This is a genomic window from Bradyrhizobium sp. USDA 4474, assembly GCF_054057515.1.
Genome location: NZ_JBSRZJ010000002.1, coordinates 1,272,301 through 1,287,729, shown reverse-complemented (window position 1 = coordinate 1,287,729; position 15,429 = coordinate 1,272,301). Strand labels below are relative to the sequence as shown.

Sequence of the window (15,429 nt, the reverse complement as noted above, 5' to 3'; positions counted from 1 at the left end):
CGCGACATGCGCCGTCTTGAACGGCGGGTACCGGCCTTGGGGAGAAAATGCGGCGCGCGGGAATTTGTTCCGGCATCCCGTGAAACGGCGGGTGCGAATCTCTGTTACGCTGGTGCAGCCTTGCTGATCTCAGGAGATTGCCGTGACCGATCGAACCATCACGGATCGAGCCCGGCGCATCGCATTGCTGGGCGCGCCGATCGATATGGGCGCTTCGCAGCGCGGTACCCTGATGGGCCCTGCGGCGCTGCGGACCGCCGGCCTCGCAACAGTGCTCGAAAGCTTGGATTTCGAAGTCGTCGACTTCGGCGATCTCTCAACAGCCGAAGTCGGGGATCTCACCGACAGGCCGCCGCAGCAGGCCAATCATTACCGCGAAATCCAGCGCTGGACCCGCGTACTCAGTCGGCGCGGCTATGAGGTCGCGCAAACCGGTGCCCTGCCGATCTTCCTTGGCGGCGATCACACGTTGTCCATGGGGTCCGTCAATGCGATGTCGCGCCATTGGCAGGAGCGCGGCCGCGACCTGTTCGTGCTCTGGCTCGACGCGCATGCCGATTACAACACGCCGGAGACGACGATCACGGCCAATATGCACGGCATGTCGGCCGCGTTCCTTTGTGGCGAGGCCGGTCTCGATGGCCTGTTGGGAGATGTTCCACGCGCCTCGATCGATCCGGACAGGCTCGATCTGTTCGGCGCGCGCTCAATCGACAAGCTCGAGAAGGAGTTGATGCGCGCGCGTCGGATCAGGGTCGTCGACATGCGCCAGATCGACGAGTTCGGCGTCGCTGTGCTGATCCGGCGCGTTATCGAGCGCGTCAAAGCAAGCAACGGCGTGCTGCATGTCAGCTTCGACGTCGATTTTCTCGACCCGTGCGTCGCGCCGGGCGTCGGCACCACGGTACCCGGAGGGGCGACCTATCGGGAGGCACATCTGGTCATGGAGTTGCTGCACGATTCCGGCGTGGTGGGATCGGTCGACATCGTCGAGCTCAATCCGTTCCTGGATGAGCGCGGCCGCACCGCGCGCGCCGTCGTCGAACTGATCGGCAGCCTGTTCGGTCAGCAGATCACCGATCGGCCCACGCCCAGCAACGCGATCGCGCCGGGCGAGTGACGCAACTCATCGTGCGTTGCAAGAAATGGAGGAGGCCGGCCTAAGCCAGAGGCCCGCATTGGCCGGGAACTCGCTTGAGCCGGAGCGGAACTCGCGGGCCGCGCTTGAATTAACTCACGACAGGAAAAATAGGGGTTATTCGATGAGGACCGACCGCTTCGCGAACTCCATCTCCTCAGCGCTTCGCCACCCCGGCGTGATCGCGTTGGTTGTGGCCGGCCTGACGATTGCTGCGATGCTGGTCGTCGATCACGGTCCCTGGAGCCGGGCCAAGACACAGCCGGCCCATGTCGCAATGTATGCGACCACTGGCGAGGCCGCCCGAGCGGCGGGCGCCAAGGTGCTTCCGACCGACCCAAAATCTCCGATTGAGCCGGAGCGGCCCGGGCCAAAGACGTCTCCGACCGTCAATCCGGTGACGCCCTAACGTTGAGCTCTTGCGGCCGCAGCTGAGGAAGCCGTTGCCGCCTTTGGCGGATGGCGCTTTCTCGACCGGTCAGATACCGCCATAACCACCTGTCGTCATGAAGTCTAGCCCATCACGGACGAGCCGAGCATGGCGAGGACGGCCAGCGCCATCAGCGCGGTGCCGAGCCATCCCAGCACGACGAGCCACGACCGCGCCTTGAAACGCCCCATGATCGCCTTGTTCGAGACGATGAGCATCATCATCGCCATGATCGGGACGGCCACGATACCGTTGAGAACGGCGCTCCACACCAGCATGTGAATCGAGTCGATTCCCGTGAAACCGAGACAGAAGCCGATCACGGTCGCGGCTGCGATGATGGTGTAGAAGCCGACCGCCTTCTCTGGCTTTGCTTCCAGCGTCGCGCGCCAGCCAAAGATTTCAGCAACGCCATAAGCCGCCGAGCCCGCCAGCACCGGGATCGCCAAAAGACCCGTGCCGATGATGCCGAGCGCGAACAGCGCGAAAGTGAAATCGCCGGCGAGCGGCCGTAGCGCCTCGGCCGCTTCGGTCGCGGAGTTGATGTTGGTGACGCCGTTTGCGTTCAGCACCGAGGCCGTGGTCAGGATGATGAAGAACGCGATGCAATTCGACAGCAGCATGCCAACGGAGGTGTCGGCCCTGATGCGTGCGATTTCGGGATCGCCGCCGCTCGGCAGATCGCGCAACGGCTTGTCGCGCTGGCCCTGATTCATCTCCTCGACCTCCTGGGAAGCCTGCCAGAAGAACAGATAGGGGCTGATCGTGGTGCCGAGCACTGCGACGACCATCATGAAATAGTCGCTGTTGACCGTCGCCTTCGGCCATACTGTGGCCAGCAGCGCCGTGCCCCAGGGGATGTTCACCGTGAAGGCGGTGGCGACATAGGCGAACAGCGCCAACGTTAGGAATTTCAGCACCGGCGAGTAGCGGCGATAGGGCACGAACACCTGGAGCAGGGTCGAGCCTGCCGCGAAGATCAGCGCGTGCTCGTGGTTGAGCCCGCCGATGACCAGCGAGAGCGCTTCGGCCATCGCAGCGATGTCCGCGGCGATATTGAAGGTGTTGGCCACGACGAGCAGCGTCACGAGCCCCATCACGATCCAGCGCGGGGCGAGCTGCAGGACGTTGGCGGCTAGCCCCTTGCCTGTGACCCGGCCGATCCGCGCGCTGACGAGCTGGATCGCGATCATGAACGGCAGGGTCAGAAATACCGTCCAGAGCAGCCCGTAGCCGAATTGCGCGCCCGCTTGCGAATAGGTGGCGATGCCCGACGGGTCGTCGTCGGCGGCGCCCGTGATCAGGCCGGGTCCGAGCCGCTGCAGCAGCATCGGTGCCGACTTTGTCGGTGCGACGACGCTGTCGCGTTTGTCAGCTGGACGTTTGGACCGGTTCGACAGGGCTCACCTTCCGGAATTGCGAATTCAGCTATCAAGCGCGATCGTAGCCGCAAAGTTCCATCGTCGCACGGCTTACGAGACGGTGCCTTGCGTGATTCCCTTGCTAGCACGTTCAGACTTTGGGGCGGTACGAGCCTTGCCCCGCTTGTGCATGGACATGAGCGAGGTGTTCGTTCGCTGAACGACCCGCTCAGGACGATGGCGACAAATGCAGATAGCGGCCGTCGAACTGGGCGAGCTCCTGGAGCTTGTATTCGTTGAGTATCTTCACGGTGCCGCGCTGAAGCTCCAGAACGCCGTCGATGCGCAGCTCGCGCAGGATGCGGTTGGTATGAACGCTGGTCACGCCCATGGCTTCGCCGAACTGCTCTTGCGTCAGCGGAGCTTCAAACGTGTTGTCGATCACACGGCCGATCAGGCGCAGCCGCTCGCGCAACTCCACGATCAGATGGGCAAGCCGGTTGTAGGTCGAGCGCTGGCCGACATTGACGATCCACTCCCGGGATACAGCGGCATCCACCAGCGTGTCGCGCCAGAACATATCGCCGACACCAGGCTGCTGGCGGATGAGGTCGTTGAGCGCCCTGTTGGCCATGAAGGCCAACGTGCAGTCGGACAGCGCGATCAGGTCATGGTCGGCGGTCGCGAAATGCAGGTTTTGCAGATTGGGCAGATCGCCGGGAATGTGGATCGACAGGATCTGGCGCCTGCCGTCTGCGATCGTCTTGGAGCGAACGCAGAAGCCGTCCACGATCAGGCAACATTCGCTCGGCTGCTCGCCGTCGCGCAGCACGGTCTGGTTTTCGCGAAAGTTGCGGAGTGTGAACGGCAGCGCCGCGAGAGCTCGGAGGTCCCGGTCATCGGCACCGGTCGTCGTCTTCAGGCGCTGGAACAGCGGCGCCCAGATCATGTCGCTTGTCACGTCTCTCATTCCCCCACGCGCCTTAACGCGTGAGGCCAAAAAGCACAGACGCCGGCTCGCTGCGGACAACAAAGGTTAAGTGACGCGCGCCCGGCTTCTCTACATTGTGGATGATGGGTTAGCGAGTGAGTCAAATACAACAAATGTTAAGTGACGCGGGTCTCGATAGGCCGCCGTTCGCTTTCGGAACCGCCGGTGGCCAGTGACGTTCTTTTGGGAGGAGGACGTCGGGATGGACCATCTGACCAAGCGCGAACAGCCGGATCGCAGCAAGATCAACATGCACGAGGCCCGGGAGGTCAAGTACTGGAGCCATGCACTCGGCGTCTCCAGGGAAGAGCTGCAACGGGCTGTCGACAAGGTCGGCAATTCAGCGGCGGCCGTCCGCAAGGAGCTGGCCCTGTGAGCCGGCCGGCGCGATCTACTTGATGCTGACGAACATGCCCCAGGCGGCCGCGAGCGCCGCGCCGGTGAAGACCACCAGCGGCCTGTCGCAGAACGCCCCGCCGTAGCTGCAGACGTCAGCGCCGAACGAACCAAGTTCGTGGCGGCCTGCCGAATAGAACAATCCCGAAAGTGCAAGCAACACGCCGGCGACGTAGTACATCGGCTCCCTCCTGAGCACGGACATGTGCCAGCGTGACGCGAACAGATTTCCTTCCGCCGAATCCGGCCGCGTGCATTCGATTAAAGCTTGACCCATCGGGAAAATGCAGGTCCTGCACCAGCGACGAAACCGTTTTGAAACACGGCTGAAACCAGACCATCCTGAACTCCGCCGGTGCTGGCCCCGACCAACTGAGCGAAAAGGAGATCACGATGATCCAGATTGGTTCGAAGGAAGAAGTCGCGTTGCTGCTCGCGCTGTTCGGGACGCATGCCCAGCCGGTCAGGAAGCCCAGGCCGAAGCCGCAGCAAGGCTGAGATGCGAAGCCATGCCGGGTCTGGCCGATAGCCTGAGCTTTTTGCGTTTGCTGATTGCCAGGGGTGACCGGAAAGGCATTAGGCTGGCCATGGGCACGATCGACGACCATCTCGCGATGGCACCGGCCAGCGCACGCAGACGCGGTCTGCGCGTGCTGCAGCAGGAGGCGATCGAGCTGCATGTCACGTCGGTCGGCGTGCAGCGCTCATTCGCCGAGACTGTGGACGCCTATATCGAGCGGAAGCTGGCGGAGGAGTGAGGCCTTCGGGTTTCCTGCTTCGGCTCCATCCTGAAGATCTGGCATCTCTCTTGCTGCATGATGTCTCAATACCGGCCCGGCCAGTCGGGCCGTTTCAGATTGAGGCGACCACATGCAAGCAACGTCCCGTTTCGAAGCGACCGCGTCCCTGCAGCTCCACGCTCTAATCTCCGACCTGCGCTGGCGGGTTCGGATGCTCGAGGGCGACATTGCCGAGGAGGAGCGCAACGCAGGGACGACCGATCCCGGCAGTCCGACCTATTCCATGCTTGCCCAGGCGTTACGTGCCCGCCGCGATAATTTGCGGACCTCGATCGCCCTGCTGGAGGCGCGGATCGAGCGGACGACGGGGCTGCAGCGAGCCGCCTAGCGGAGAGCTCTGTGTTCCCGGATCCTGCGTCCTGGGTCCTGTGCCAAGGTTCTTCGCCTCAGGCGATCCTTTCAGCAAGCGCCTCCGCGCTGCGGAAGAGGCCGTCTTCGCCGACCAGATAGGCACGATATTGCGCGCTCATGTCGGTGTCCTCAGGCCGGGCGAATGCAGCCAGGCATCGATCTGCATGGCCGTCTCGTCTTGCCGCGCGCGGCGCAACAGCGTCTCGCGGCGGCGTCCCGGCGCAAGCGTGCGGGCTTCCTCGCGCAATTGCGCCGCTTCTTCTGCTAGCCTCTCGTGAAGTGTCTTGGTTTGCTTGAAACGACGCCGCTTCAACATGGCGCTGCTCCCAAGTTCGAGGAAGACGGAGCGCGACCGGACGCTCTTATCACCGATGAACGTAAGTGGCCTTGTGGTGATGGTTAACTGAACGGCGCGTACTGAAGAGGAGTCCGTATCATTTGATAAATGGCCGAAAAAAATCCGTGATGATTGGATGGTGCAGTTTCGGCGTTTTGAGCCGCTTACTCATGCCGCGCCTTTGCGGGTCTAAAGTTCACTATTGAACAAAGGCAGCGTCGGGTCGTTTGCTCGGCCGAGGCTCTGCCAGTGGGAGCCGGTGGGTGAGAGACCGAGCGTGCTCCCGCCGGCAAGCCAGCAGCATCGCCATGCCGGAGACGGTCACTCTCCGATCCGCCGCGTCCACAACGAGGCGTCCGCAATCTCGGCGCAGGACGCCCGATCCATTTCCGAGTGAAGCTGGCGAGGGGCCGCAGCGCTGACCGCAAGCGGTGCCGCTTGCGCCTTTTAGGAACTTCCGCTTTCCGGCCGGACTTTGTTACGCGGCCGGTCTGCCGCCGATTGACCGGTCTGGAATGGCGGCTCCGGCGCCCAAGCCCCCGTCAGCGCCGGGGCCGTCCTCCGTCGCGCAACGAGCTGCGAGATGCGCGGCAGCGCTAATCGTCGCGGGAGAGATCGCCGGGCTTGGTCGGAATGCCGATGGTGCCGCCATCGCCGTGAACGAGATCGCGGTTCTTGTCGTCCGTCTTCGGTGCATCTTCGATCACAGCCTCTCGGGTGTCGCGTGTCTTGTCGATGCGCGGCTCCGGAGTGTGTCGCGAAATTGGCGTTGTTGTCGAACCGATCTTCGATGTCATGGCCGATCCTCCTGATCGACCAACGCGCGCGCGCGCCCGATCGTTCGTTTGACACGTCGGGCAAAACACCGGCATGATGGCACCATAGAGAAAGTTTGGTTTAGCCCGCGCGGAGGGATCCGTAGCGGGCTTTTTCGTTCTCGAATGGAGTTGCTCATCTCCCGTGTGGATTGCCGAGGAGGTCGTCAGCGGAGCTTGCACAATGAACTTCCGGGTTCGCTCCCGCTCCAGCGGTTCGCAAAAGCCTAAGTGTCCGAAATTACGACCTGGACACTGTTCCCGTTTTGTTCTAAATGAGTTCCCTCAACCTGTGAGCGAGCCTCGATCGACTTTGGCCCGTTCGCTCTTGGGAGGCGACGATGAGGAATTCATTTCTTGCTTTTGTATTGCTGGAACGTCCTGCAGCGCCTGTCATGGCGGCGCTCGCCGCTGCGCTTCGCACCCGGCACCCTGAACTGGCCGCGGAGATCCATCCAAGCGATGCGGGTATCCGCCAGGATTCGGCGGGTGCGTCTGTCCTCCGCTGTGGCGATCAACTCATTACGGTGAAGTCGATGCCGACGCCCATTCCAGGGGATCCCGGGCTATGGTCGCGCGCAACTACGGCCTGGCCGGAGGCGAGCACAGTCGCGGCGCGGCACAGCGGTCATTTGATGGTCTCGGTGCTCGGACAAAACCAACAATTGTTGCCCACGGCTCGCCTGATGACCGCTGCTGTTGGTGCCTTGATAGCGACCATGCCGGAATGCTGCGCTGTGGTCTGGGATGGCAAGGCTGCACGACCTGCTGATCTTTGGCTGCATCTTTCCATGCAATCCTATGCACCGTTCCCTGTCTATCCGTTCCAGCTCTGGGTCGATGTTCTGCCTTTCCGCTCGCAGAAAGGCATTGGCTCAGTGACGATGGGACTGACCGCTTTTGCCGGCCGTGAGGTTGAGTTCGAGACGTCCAGGCGGGCGCTAGGGGCCTTGATCGAAAAGGTGGCGGGCCTTGTTGTCTATCTCATCGAACACGGACAAGTGCTCAGAGACGGCGACACATTCGGGGGCGATGCGAAGGAGCGTATCGTCGTTCGTTACAAGAATTCCGATCGGTTCAATGGCATGCCCGTGTTTCACTGTACCGATGGCTCGTTGTAGTAGTGCCACACGGGATGCCCATGCATCCTCTATCGCGAAGCGTTTGCGCAAGCCAAAGCCGAAAAAATTCTATCACGTCGGGCCCGATTTCAGGTTTCAGACGACGCCGGGATGGCAGATGGAAAATATCCCTGTTCACGAGCGAAAAGCCTGTGTCGATCGTTCGTCGATCGTTGACAGATAGTTCGCTATCGAGACTCTTCCTCGAAATCAACACAAGAGAGCAGCTGCCGGTTTGCGGCAGAGCGGAGCGCTGACGCCATGCCGTCGGCTTAAGAGGCGACGTCGCAAACACGTGATCGCAGAGTAGCGATATCCGCGGCACGGCTGCATCTGCATGCCGTGCGCGAATTTAGCGGTCAGCTCTTGGCCCGCCGTTTCACCAATCACGGCCAGTCGGCGCATTCGCGGATGAACCGAGCTATGTCATTCCGCCGCCGATTTGGGAATCGGAAGCCTCAGCCAATCCGCGAGATGCTGCAGCAGAATGGTTCTCCCGCCGGATAAAGCCGCTCCGTCGCCGGGATTGAAGCTTGGCTGCGATTTTGAGTTGGCGCAACGCGTTTGACACGTCGGGCAAAACACTGGCATGATGGCATCATCGAGAGAGTTTGGTTCAGCCCGCACGGAGCAATCCGGAGCGGTTTTTTTCATGGTATTGCGCTGGCCGCGAGATTGCAGCGCGTGCTATTGCAATTCGAGGTTTGACACGTCGGGCAAAACACCGGCATAATGGCATCATCGAAACGAGTTTATGAGGCCCGCGCGGAAAGCATCCGTTGCGGGCTTTTTCGTTTCGATTTCGAGATCGGACGGCGTGCCGCGCATCGCGGCGTCGCCCTCGTTGAAACGCGTTCATGGAGCGCCGATCAGCGCGCCGCCGTCCGAACCGGTTATTGGCCGTGCACGCGCGAACGTGCCGGCCCGCGGCGCGAGCCTTTGCTTGCGCCGCCGCGGTCCCCGCAAGACGGGGATAAGGTTCGCGCCGAAACGATCGCGCCTCGTGCCGCGATCTGCCGCACTGTTGTTTTCTCGTGTTCGTCTTGGAGAAACGATGACGGTCTATCTGATATCGCTCGCGCTTGCGGGGCTGGTCGCAATTGTCGTGTGGGAGATTTCTGCTTGAGTGACGGTCTTGAATACGAGCCAAAAATCGCGGACGTTTACCGGCCTGTCGCGAAGAAGCCATCGAAGGCGCGAACGCTGACCGAGATCCGGTCGATCGCGCGCAGTCACACCAGGACGGCGGTCAACGTGCTCGTCGGCATCATGCGCAGCAGCGATGCGACCCCGGCCGCCCGCGTCTCCGCCGCCAACGCGATCCTCGATCGCGGCTGGGGCAAGGCGGCGCAGCCGATCGACAATAGCGAAGACGGAGTGCTGGAGTTGATCCACCGGATCGAACGCATCATCGTGCATCCGGAGAGTGCCGCTGTCAGTGAGACTGACGCCGATACTTGAGCCGTCAGAAAGCTCGATTGAGAATCCGCTAGATAATCGTTTGACACGTCGGGCAAAACACCGGCACAATGGCATCATCGAAACATGCAGGTTCAACCCGCGCCGGGCAAACGGTCGCGGGTTTTTCATTTCGGTGATGCTTCCAGGACCTTACTTCTTCCTGGTCTGCTTGCTGGCCTTGCCGCTGCGCAGCATAGGCGCGCTGAACCTGGTCGCTGCAATAGGACAGCTTTCGGCCCTCGCCAGTGAAATGTCCGTTGTTGATGATCCAGAGTACGGTCTTGTCGTCGATCTTCTTGAACATCAGGTTCTCGAGGCGAATGCGGTCAGCATCAGCGCCAACATCGCATGATTCAGAATCCTGAAGACCGGTAACATTCTCACACGAGTCTCCCGTGTCGATCAGATCGAGTGGGAACGGCCTCCTTCATCAGATCCTCCACACCAATGCCCGGCATGTGAAGATCGGCGATCCAGTGGCCGCAGGCCAGCTCATCGGGACCATGGGGAATACAGGCGTCTTTCGCAGCGATGGGAAGCCGGGGGATCCACATGTTCACTATCAAATCAAGGATACTGATGGACGTCTCATGGATCCAAGCGCCTTTGCCGATGCGTTGGGGCCATTCGATTCGAATCCGGCATCGCCAGCTCATGTCCCAGAGCATCGCCAATGCTTGCGGGATGCCCGCGTGGTCCCTGCAGCGGCTCCGGAAGATGTACGGATACTGACGAGAGTGCCTGCCGGAAGCCCGAACAAAACGCGGTTTCTCCTGATCTGAGCCAGGCTCCGGCACGCCGAACAACGAAGACTGGTCCGCGATATGGCGCAGGCGCACCGGCCTGCCCTAGGGCGAGAGCGAGCGCATCCATTGTCGATCCTCAAAATTCCCACCGCCAAGATATTCGAGTCGCTGCTCAAGCCCGCACGCTACAAGGGCGTCTACGGTGGGCGTGGCTCGGGCAAGCTCCTTGTCTGGGACAAGGTTCTCGGCCTCGGGTCGACGGATCCCCTGGCGGGCTTTGCGGCGATCACCGCCAATCTCGTGGTCTCCTTCTATTTCGCCAAGCGCGGTTTTGAGAATGTTGCAAGGATCATCAAGCGGTGAAAATGCAAGATGACGAGATCAGGGCGATTGTGGCCGAGACCCTGGCCGAACAGCATCGACTGCAGCAGGACAGCATCGATGCAATCGTGCTGAAGGCGGTATCGTCGGTGCTGGCATCCTTTGGAATCGAAGATGATGACCGGAAAGAAATCAGGGCGGATTTCCAGCACCTTCGGCGGTGGCGAAAGAGCGTGGAGCAGGCGCAGACCTATACTTTCAAGGCTGTGATCACCGTGATTGCCACCGGCCTGATGGGGGCCGTCTGGCTCGGCGTGAAGGTCGTGCTGAGCAAGTGAGCCCCTCGCGGCGATGGCCTCGCCGCGAGGCCAATCAAGGTCGTGCTATTGCGTTGGGTCATGCTATGTACAAGATTCGTATGGTGGACGGGTCCGACGACGATGTTGGCGAGACCCTGACAGATCTGCATCGGCAGACGTTCTTCGATGCCGCGGCCGTCCCGGATTTCGATCTCGGGGTGTGGTGGCTTGCCTATCGCGATGATGATCCTGTCGCCTTCGCAGGCGTCGTGCCGTCCACCCGGGCGCGAAACAGCGGCTACCTCTCGAGGGTCGGTGTCTTGCAGCGGCATTGGGGAAGGGGACTTCAGCTGAGGTTGATGCGGGCCGTCGAAGCACGGGGCCGTCGCATCGGATGGGAGAGTATCGTTTCGGATACAACGGACAATCGTTTCTCTGCGAACAACTTCATCAAGGCGGGTTACCGTCTCTTTGAACCTGAGATGCCCTGGGCTTGGTCCCATACGCTCTATTGGCAAAGGTCGCTTCGCTGAGTCGGGTTTCCGTGATGCGGAACGGGGCCTTGCACCGTCAAATTGCACAGCGCCTATATAGCCGGCCCTGTTCACCTGGAATGCCCTTTTGGGTTTGAAACGTCGTGGCTGAAGCACTTGCGCAGTCGGCTCAGCCGGGCTTTAAGTGCGCTAGCAGGAAATTCGGCGGGCACAAGCCGATGTAAGGGAGCGCCAAGGATGTCCACCAAGCCTCAATTGCCGGAACGTCCGTTGCGGGCGGCGGGAAAGCCAACTGCACTTGATGGTCTGCTGGTCATTGATTTCACGCGCGTGGTCGCGGGCCCCGCCTGCACGCAAACGCTCGCCGATTTCGGTGCGCGCGTCATCAAGATCGAAAACCCTGAGGGTGGCGACGACACGCGTGCCTATGAGCATGCCGAGATCGGCGGGGAGAGCGCGGCCTATCTCAGCCTGAATCGCAACAAAAATGGCATTGCGCTCGATCTCTCGGTGCCGGAGGCGCGCGAGGTCGCGCTGGATCTGATCCGCAAGGCGGATGTGGTGGTGGAAAATTTTTCCAGCGGGGTCATGAAGAAGTTCGGCCTCGACTACGAGGCTGTCGCTCCGCTCAACCCGCGGCTGATTTATTGCTCGATTTCGGCTTACGGACGTACCGGACCGTTCGCTTCACGCCCAGGTTTTGATCCCATCACGCAAGCCGAGAGCGGCTTCATGTCGCTCAACGGATTTGCGGATGGTCCGGCGGTTCGCACTGGACCGCCTGTTGTCGACATGGCGACGGGCATGTCCGCCTGCAATGCCATTCTGCTGGCGCTGCTGGCGCGGGATCGACTCGGCCGCGGCCAGCATGTGGAGGTCGCGTTGTTCGACGTCGCCATGGGCATGACTGGCTTCTACGGAATGGCCTATCTGATCAACGGTGAGAATCCCGGCCGGTTTGGCAATTCGCCGAGCGGGTCTCCGACAGTCGGCGTCTACGAAGCCTCCAACGGTCCGCTTTACATGGCTTGCGCCAATGACCGGTTGTATCGCCGGCTGGTCGTGGAGGTGCTGAACCGCCCGGATCTCATCAACAATCCGCAATTCGCTACGCGGAAGGCGCGCTCCGAGAACAAGGAGTTGCTGCGCACTGCCATCGCGGAAGTGTTCGCGAGCGACACACTCGAGAACTGGATGGCGAAGATGAAGCTGGCCAATATTCCGGTTGGCTATCTCCGGACCGTGGAGGAGGGATTCAATGCGCCCGAGGCGCGCGAGCGCGCGCGCCTGAGCCGGATCCCGCATCGCACGGCGCAGTGGGTGCCGAATATCGAGCCGCCGATCAGCATGAGCCTCACAGCGGCAGTTGATCCCGTCGCCGCGCCGCTGTTAGGTGAGCATACCGAGGGCGTTATGCGCGAGACGCTTGGTTACGATGCCGACCGGATTGCCACTTTGACCCAAAAAGGGGCATTTGGCCTGCGCAAGGCCGCGACGTCGGACTGAGCACTGCGCCAGCTTGATTTGAAGTGGTTCCCGCCGCATAAATGCATGAGAGCGAGGGACGCGAATGGTGCCTGGTCAAGACCCGAGCATGGGGCAGTCGGTAGAGGCCGGCGAAAGAGCCTATGTAACGATGATTGCCAAGGCCCGCTCGCTCGTGCCGCAATTGCGTGAACGCGCAGCTCGCACCGAGGAGCTGCGGCATCTGCCACCGGAAACCGAACAGGACCTGCATGATGCCGGCCTGTTCCGGATGCTTCAGCCGCAGCGCGTCGGCGGCGCCGAGCTCGACTATGTCGCCCTGATCGATTGCGCGGAGTTGCTCGGACAAGCCGATGCATCGGTGGCCTGGAACCTTGCCAATCTGGCAAGCCATCATTGGATGCTCGGCATGTTCGAAGAACGTGCACAGGATCTGGTCTGGGGCAAGACCCCGGACGTGCTGATCGCGTCATCGTTCATTTTCCCCGCCGGCCGCGCCAGCAAGGTTGCGGGCGGATACCGGCTGCGCGGAAGCTGGCCCTTCTCGTCGGGCGTCGGGTCTTGCGCGTGGAACATGCTCGCAAGCGTCGTCGCATCCGACGACGAGGCCGATGGCATCGAATATCGCATCTTTTTGTTGCCGAAGGCCGACTACAAGATACTCGATACCTGGAACGTCGCGGGACTGCGCGGGACCGGGTCGTCGGATGTCGAAGTCAGGGATGCCTTTGTACCCGATTATATGACGGTCGCGGTGGGGGACCTTGCGGGAGGTCCGACGCCCGGAAGCAAGGTGAACCCCAGTCCGCTGTATGCGCTGCCGGTGTTCTCGTTGTTTCCTTATGTTCTTTCCGGCGTCGCGCTCGGGAATGCACAGGCGTGTCTGGACGATTATGCGGAGGTCGCGCGTCGCCGCATTTCGACGTACAACCGCGCCAAGCTGAGCGATTTCCAGAGTACGCAAATCAAGATCGCCGAAGCTTCCGCCAAGATCGATGCTGCGCGCCTCATCATGCGCTCGGCCTGCACCGAGGCGATGGAGAACGCACGGCGCAGCCACACGCCCGATATGGTCACCAAAACCAGATATCGCCGTGACGGGGCGTTCTCGGTCAATCTGTGTACGGACGCCGTCTCGATGCTGTTTGCCGCGAGCGGGGCGCGCGGCCTGTTCACGACGGGGGGGTTGCAGCGGCAATTTCGCGATGCGCATGCGATCAATTCGCACCTCGCATTCAATTTCGATGCGGCTGGAACCAATTATGGACGCGTGGTCCTCGGCCTGCCGTCCGAGAATCTCACCTTGTGAGGCCGGCCGATGAATGATCTGCCGAAGCAGCCGGCCGCTCCTGATCCAGCCAACGAGTTCGCGAGCGACAACTCGCAGATTGATCCACGTGATTTTCGCAACGCTCTCGGCACTTACGGAACTGGGGTAACGATCATCACGGCTACGGCTTCCGATGGAAAGCCGTATGGCATCACCTGCAATTCATTCGCCTCGGTCTCCTTGAACCCCCCGTTGGTTCTCTGGAGCCTCGGAGTTTACTCATCGAGCCTGACCGTTTTCCAGAATGCCACCCACTTCACGGTCCACGTGCTGGACACCTCGCAGCAGGCGCTGGCGAACAAATTCGCAAAATCGTCCGAAGACAAGTTTGCCGGCGTGGAGTGGGCGCCTGGCCTCGGCAATGCGCCGGTGCTTGCAGAGAGTGTGGCGAGTTTTCAGTGCAGATCCGTCAATCGCTATTACGGCGGCGATCACGTGATCTTTCTCGGTGCGGTCGAGGCCTATGCCTATAGCGCGAAAGAGCCGCTGCTGTTTGCGCGGGGGACGTATGGCCGGTTTCTGGCCGACGATGAACGCAAGAAGTCTCCTTAAGAGCGTTCAGCGGTCTGTGGCGGAGAGCTTGTAGATTTCCAGAGCGTCCGCGTCCGGGCCGCGTGCAGCCTTGGCCAGCCTGAAGATCTGGCCCGCGAGGGTCGCCATCGGCACCGGCGTTGATGTCGCCTGGGCCACATCGGCGACCGTATCGAGGTCCTTGAGCATTGTCGCTATGTGCCCGAGCGGCGGCGAGTGGATGCCCTGGACCATGCGCGGCACGAAGAGCTGAAGCGGGATCGAATCCGCAAAGCCGCCGGCGAGCGCCTCGGGCAGACGGCTTGCTTCAATTCCAGCGTTCGAGGCGAGGCGCGTTGCCTCCGCAAGGACAGCCATTGCGCATCCGACGATCACCTGATTGCAGAGTTTGGTGGTCTGGCCAGCCCCAGTCGGACCCATGTGGGTGAACCTACGTGCCATAGCCAGCACGTAAGGCCGCACTTTCTCGATATCGTCAGCCGCTCCGCCAGCCATGATGGCGAGCGTGCCTTCTTCTGCCCCCTTGGTGCCGCCGGACACCGGTGCATCGATCAAGCCGGCGCCGTTCGCCGCTTTCAATCGCGCTGCGAGCTCGCGCGCAGCATCCGGATGGATCGATGAGAAGTCGACCACGAGCTTGCCTGCGCCCGGAGCTGCTGCAAGACCCTCCGGCCCGAAGATAACCGCTTCGACGGCGGCTGCATCTGTCACGCACATAAAGACGATATCGGAGTTCGCCAGCAGGTCGCGAGGTGTGCCCGCGCGCTTGGCACCTGCGGCGACGAGGGGAGCGACTTTACCCTCCGAGCGGTTCCAGACACTGACGTCATGGCCGGCCTTGAGCAGGCGTCGGGTCATGGGCGTCCCCATCAGTCCAAGGCCGAGATAGCCAAGCCTCTCGACGCCTTGCGGGTTTGCCCTGCTCTCATCAGCCACAGGTTGCCTCCTTCTGTCGCAGCGCAACGGTGCGCGACCGCCGCCGCAACATCATAACGCATCTGGCAGCGAAACCGGACCGGTAT

At 61.6% G+C, this 15,429-nt stretch carries 22 protein-coding genes; 16 read left to right on the top strand and 6 right to left on the bottom strand.

The window, feature by feature from the left end; all coding sequences use genetic code 11:
• Positions 1 to 142: 142 nt before the first annotated feature.
• Both rocF and ACVW16_RS07840 read left to right on the top strand, forming a co-directional pair.
• The gene (gene rocF, locus ACVW16_RS07845) at positions 143 to 1,120 is read left to right on the top strand and encodes an arginase (RefSeq protein WP_456735828.1); all 978 of its coding nucleotides are present in this window, start codon (positions 143 to 145) and stop codon (positions 1,118 to 1,120) included.
• Positions 1,121 to 1,262: 142 nt separating this feature from the next.
• Positions 1,263 to 1,547: a hypothetical protein gene (locus tag ACVW16_RS07840; RefSeq protein WP_456704754.1), complete on the top strand. Its 285-nt coding sequence runs from the start codon at positions 1,263 to 1,265 to the stop codon at positions 1,545 to 1,547.
• A 104-nt stretch (positions 1,548 to 1,651) separates the two neighbouring features.
• Here ACVW16_RS07840 and ACVW16_RS07835 read toward each other — a convergent pair whose 3' ends face one another.
• Positions 1,652 to 2,899 (bottom strand): NRAMP family divalent metal transporter, encoded by a 1,248-nt coding sequence (locus ACVW16_RS07835; RefSeq protein ID WP_456704753.1) that lies wholly within the window; start codon positions 2,897 to 2,899, stop codon positions 1,652 to 1,654.
• Positions 2,900 to 3,158: 259 nt separating this feature from the next.
• The gene (locus ACVW16_RS07830; protein ID WP_456704752.1) at positions 3,159 to 3,899 is read right to left on the bottom strand and encodes a Crp/Fnr family transcriptional regulator; all 741 of its coding nucleotides are present in this window, start codon (positions 3,897 to 3,899) and stop codon (positions 3,159 to 3,161) included.
• Positions 3,900 to 4,122: 223 nt separating this feature from the next.
• On the opposite strand from ACVW16_RS07830, the gene ACVW16_RS07825 reads away from it, so the two are divergent.
• Positions 4,123 to 4,296 (top strand): DUF3606 domain-containing protein, encoded by a 174-nt coding sequence (locus ACVW16_RS07825; RefSeq protein ID WP_456735827.1) that lies wholly within the window; start codon positions 4,123 to 4,125, stop codon positions 4,294 to 4,296.
• 15 nt (positions 4,297 to 4,311) lie between these two features.
• Here ACVW16_RS07825 and ACVW16_RS07820 read toward each other — a convergent pair whose 3' ends face one another.
• The gene (locus ACVW16_RS07820) at positions 4,312 to 4,497 is read right to left on the bottom strand and encodes a hypothetical protein (RefSeq protein WP_456704750.1); all 186 of its coding nucleotides are present in this window, start codon (positions 4,495 to 4,497) and stop codon (positions 4,312 to 4,314) included.
• A 328-nt stretch (positions 4,498 to 4,825) separates the two neighbouring features.
• Between ACVW16_RS07820 and ACVW16_RS07815 the strand changes: the two genes are divergently transcribed.
• Both ACVW16_RS07815 and ACVW16_RS07810 read left to right on the top strand, forming a co-directional pair.
• A complete protein-coding gene (locus tag ACVW16_RS07815; RefSeq protein ID WP_456735826.1) occupies positions 4,826 to 5,074 on the top strand; it encodes a hypothetical protein in 249 nt (82 codons plus the stop codon).
• Between the two features lie 112 nt (positions 5,075 to 5,186).
• Positions 5,187 to 5,444 (top strand): hypothetical protein, encoded by a 258-nt coding sequence (locus ACVW16_RS07810; protein WP_456704748.1) that lies wholly within the window; start codon positions 5,187 to 5,189, stop codon positions 5,442 to 5,444.
• Between the two features lie 138 nt (positions 5,445 to 5,582).
• Here ACVW16_RS07810 and ACVW16_RS07805 read toward each other — a convergent pair whose 3' ends face one another.
• Positions 5,583 to 5,783: a hypothetical protein gene (locus ACVW16_RS07805; protein WP_456704747.1), complete on the bottom strand. Its 201-nt coding sequence runs from the start codon at positions 5,781 to 5,783 to the stop codon at positions 5,583 to 5,585.
• A 617-nt stretch (positions 5,784 to 6,400) separates the two neighbouring features.
• The gene (locus ACVW16_RS07800; protein ID WP_456735825.1) at positions 6,401 to 6,601 is read right to left on the bottom strand and encodes a hypothetical protein; all 201 of its coding nucleotides are present in this window, start codon (positions 6,599 to 6,601) and stop codon (positions 6,401 to 6,403) included.
• A gap of 359 nt (positions 6,602 to 6,960) precedes the next feature.
• Between ACVW16_RS07800 and ACVW16_RS07795 the strand changes: the two genes are divergently transcribed.
• From ACVW16_RS07795 to ACVW16_RS07745, 11 genes are all read left to right on the top strand, one after another.
• A complete protein-coding gene (locus ACVW16_RS07795) occupies positions 6,961 to 7,740 on the top strand; it encodes a DUF4261 domain-containing protein (RefSeq protein ID WP_456735824.1) in 780 nt (259 codons plus the stop codon).
• Between the two features lie 817 nt (positions 7,741 to 8,557).
• Positions 8,558 to 8,866 carry a hypothetical protein gene (locus ACVW16_RS07790; protein ID WP_456735823.1) on the top strand — a complete coding sequence of 103 codons (309 nt, stop codon included), beginning with the start codon at positions 8,558 to 8,560 and terminating at the stop codon, positions 8,864 to 8,866.
• Positions 8,863 to 9,201, top strand: a complete 339-nt coding sequence (locus ACVW16_RS07785) for a hypothetical protein (RefSeq protein ID WP_456735822.1) — start codon at positions 8,863 to 8,865, stop codon at positions 9,199 to 9,201. Before ACVW16_RS07790 ends, ACVW16_RS07785 begins: the two co-directional genes overlap by 4 nt.
• On the top strand, positions 9,179 to 9,553 hold the full coding sequence (locus tag ACVW16_RS07780) for a hypothetical protein (protein ID WP_456735821.1): 375 nt from the start codon (positions 9,179 to 9,181) through the stop codon (positions 9,551 to 9,553). Before ACVW16_RS07785 ends, ACVW16_RS07780 begins: the two co-directional genes overlap by 23 nt.
• Before the next feature lie 43 nt (positions 9,554 to 9,596).
• Positions 9,597 to 9,983, top strand: coding sequence for a M23 family metallopeptidase (locus ACVW16_RS07775; RefSeq protein ID WP_456735820.1), 387 nt, complete (start codon positions 9,597 to 9,599; stop codon positions 9,981 to 9,983).
• Positions 9,984 to 10,073: 90 nt separating this feature from the next.
• Entirely contained in the window at positions 10,074 to 10,310 is a 237-nt protein-coding gene (locus ACVW16_RS07770) for a hypothetical protein (protein WP_456738335.1), read from the top strand.
• A complete protein-coding gene (locus ACVW16_RS07765; RefSeq protein WP_456735819.1) occupies positions 10,307 to 10,606 on the top strand; it encodes a hypothetical protein in 300 nt (99 codons plus the stop codon). The genes ACVW16_RS07770 and ACVW16_RS07765 overlap by 4 nt, the downstream gene beginning before the upstream one ends.
• A 65-nt stretch (positions 10,607 to 10,671) precedes the next feature.
• Complete coding sequence (locus tag ACVW16_RS07760; protein WP_456735818.1) at positions 10,672 to 11,100, top strand: GNAT family N-acetyltransferase; 429 nt, start codon at positions 10,672 to 10,674, stop codon at positions 11,098 to 11,100.
• A 198-nt stretch (positions 11,101 to 11,298) separates the two neighbouring features.
• Positions 11,299 to 12,567, top strand: coding sequence for a CaiB/BaiF CoA transferase family protein (locus ACVW16_RS07755; protein WP_456738200.1), 1,269 nt, complete (start codon positions 11,299 to 11,301; stop codon positions 12,565 to 12,567).
• Between the two features lie 88 nt (positions 12,568 to 12,655).
• Positions 12,656 to 13,855 carry an acyl-CoA dehydrogenase family protein gene (locus ACVW16_RS07750; RefSeq protein ID WP_456735817.1) on the top strand — a complete coding sequence of 400 codons (1,200 nt, stop codon included), beginning with the start codon at positions 12,656 to 12,658 and terminating at the stop codon, positions 13,853 to 13,855.
• A gap of 9 nt (positions 13,856 to 13,864) precedes the next feature.
• Positions 13,865 to 14,428, top strand: a complete 564-nt coding sequence (locus ACVW16_RS07745; protein WP_456704743.1) for a flavin reductase family protein — start codon at positions 13,865 to 13,867, stop codon at positions 14,426 to 14,428.
• 6 nt (positions 14,429 to 14,434) lie between these two features.
• Here the strand turns inward: ACVW16_RS07745 and ACVW16_RS07740 are convergent, their stop codons facing one another.
• On the bottom strand, positions 14,435 to 15,343 hold the full coding sequence (locus ACVW16_RS07740; protein WP_456704742.1) for an NAD(P)-dependent oxidoreductase: 909 nt from the start codon (positions 15,341 to 15,343) through the stop codon (positions 14,435 to 14,437).
• Positions 15,344 to 15,429 lie beyond the last annotated feature (86 nt).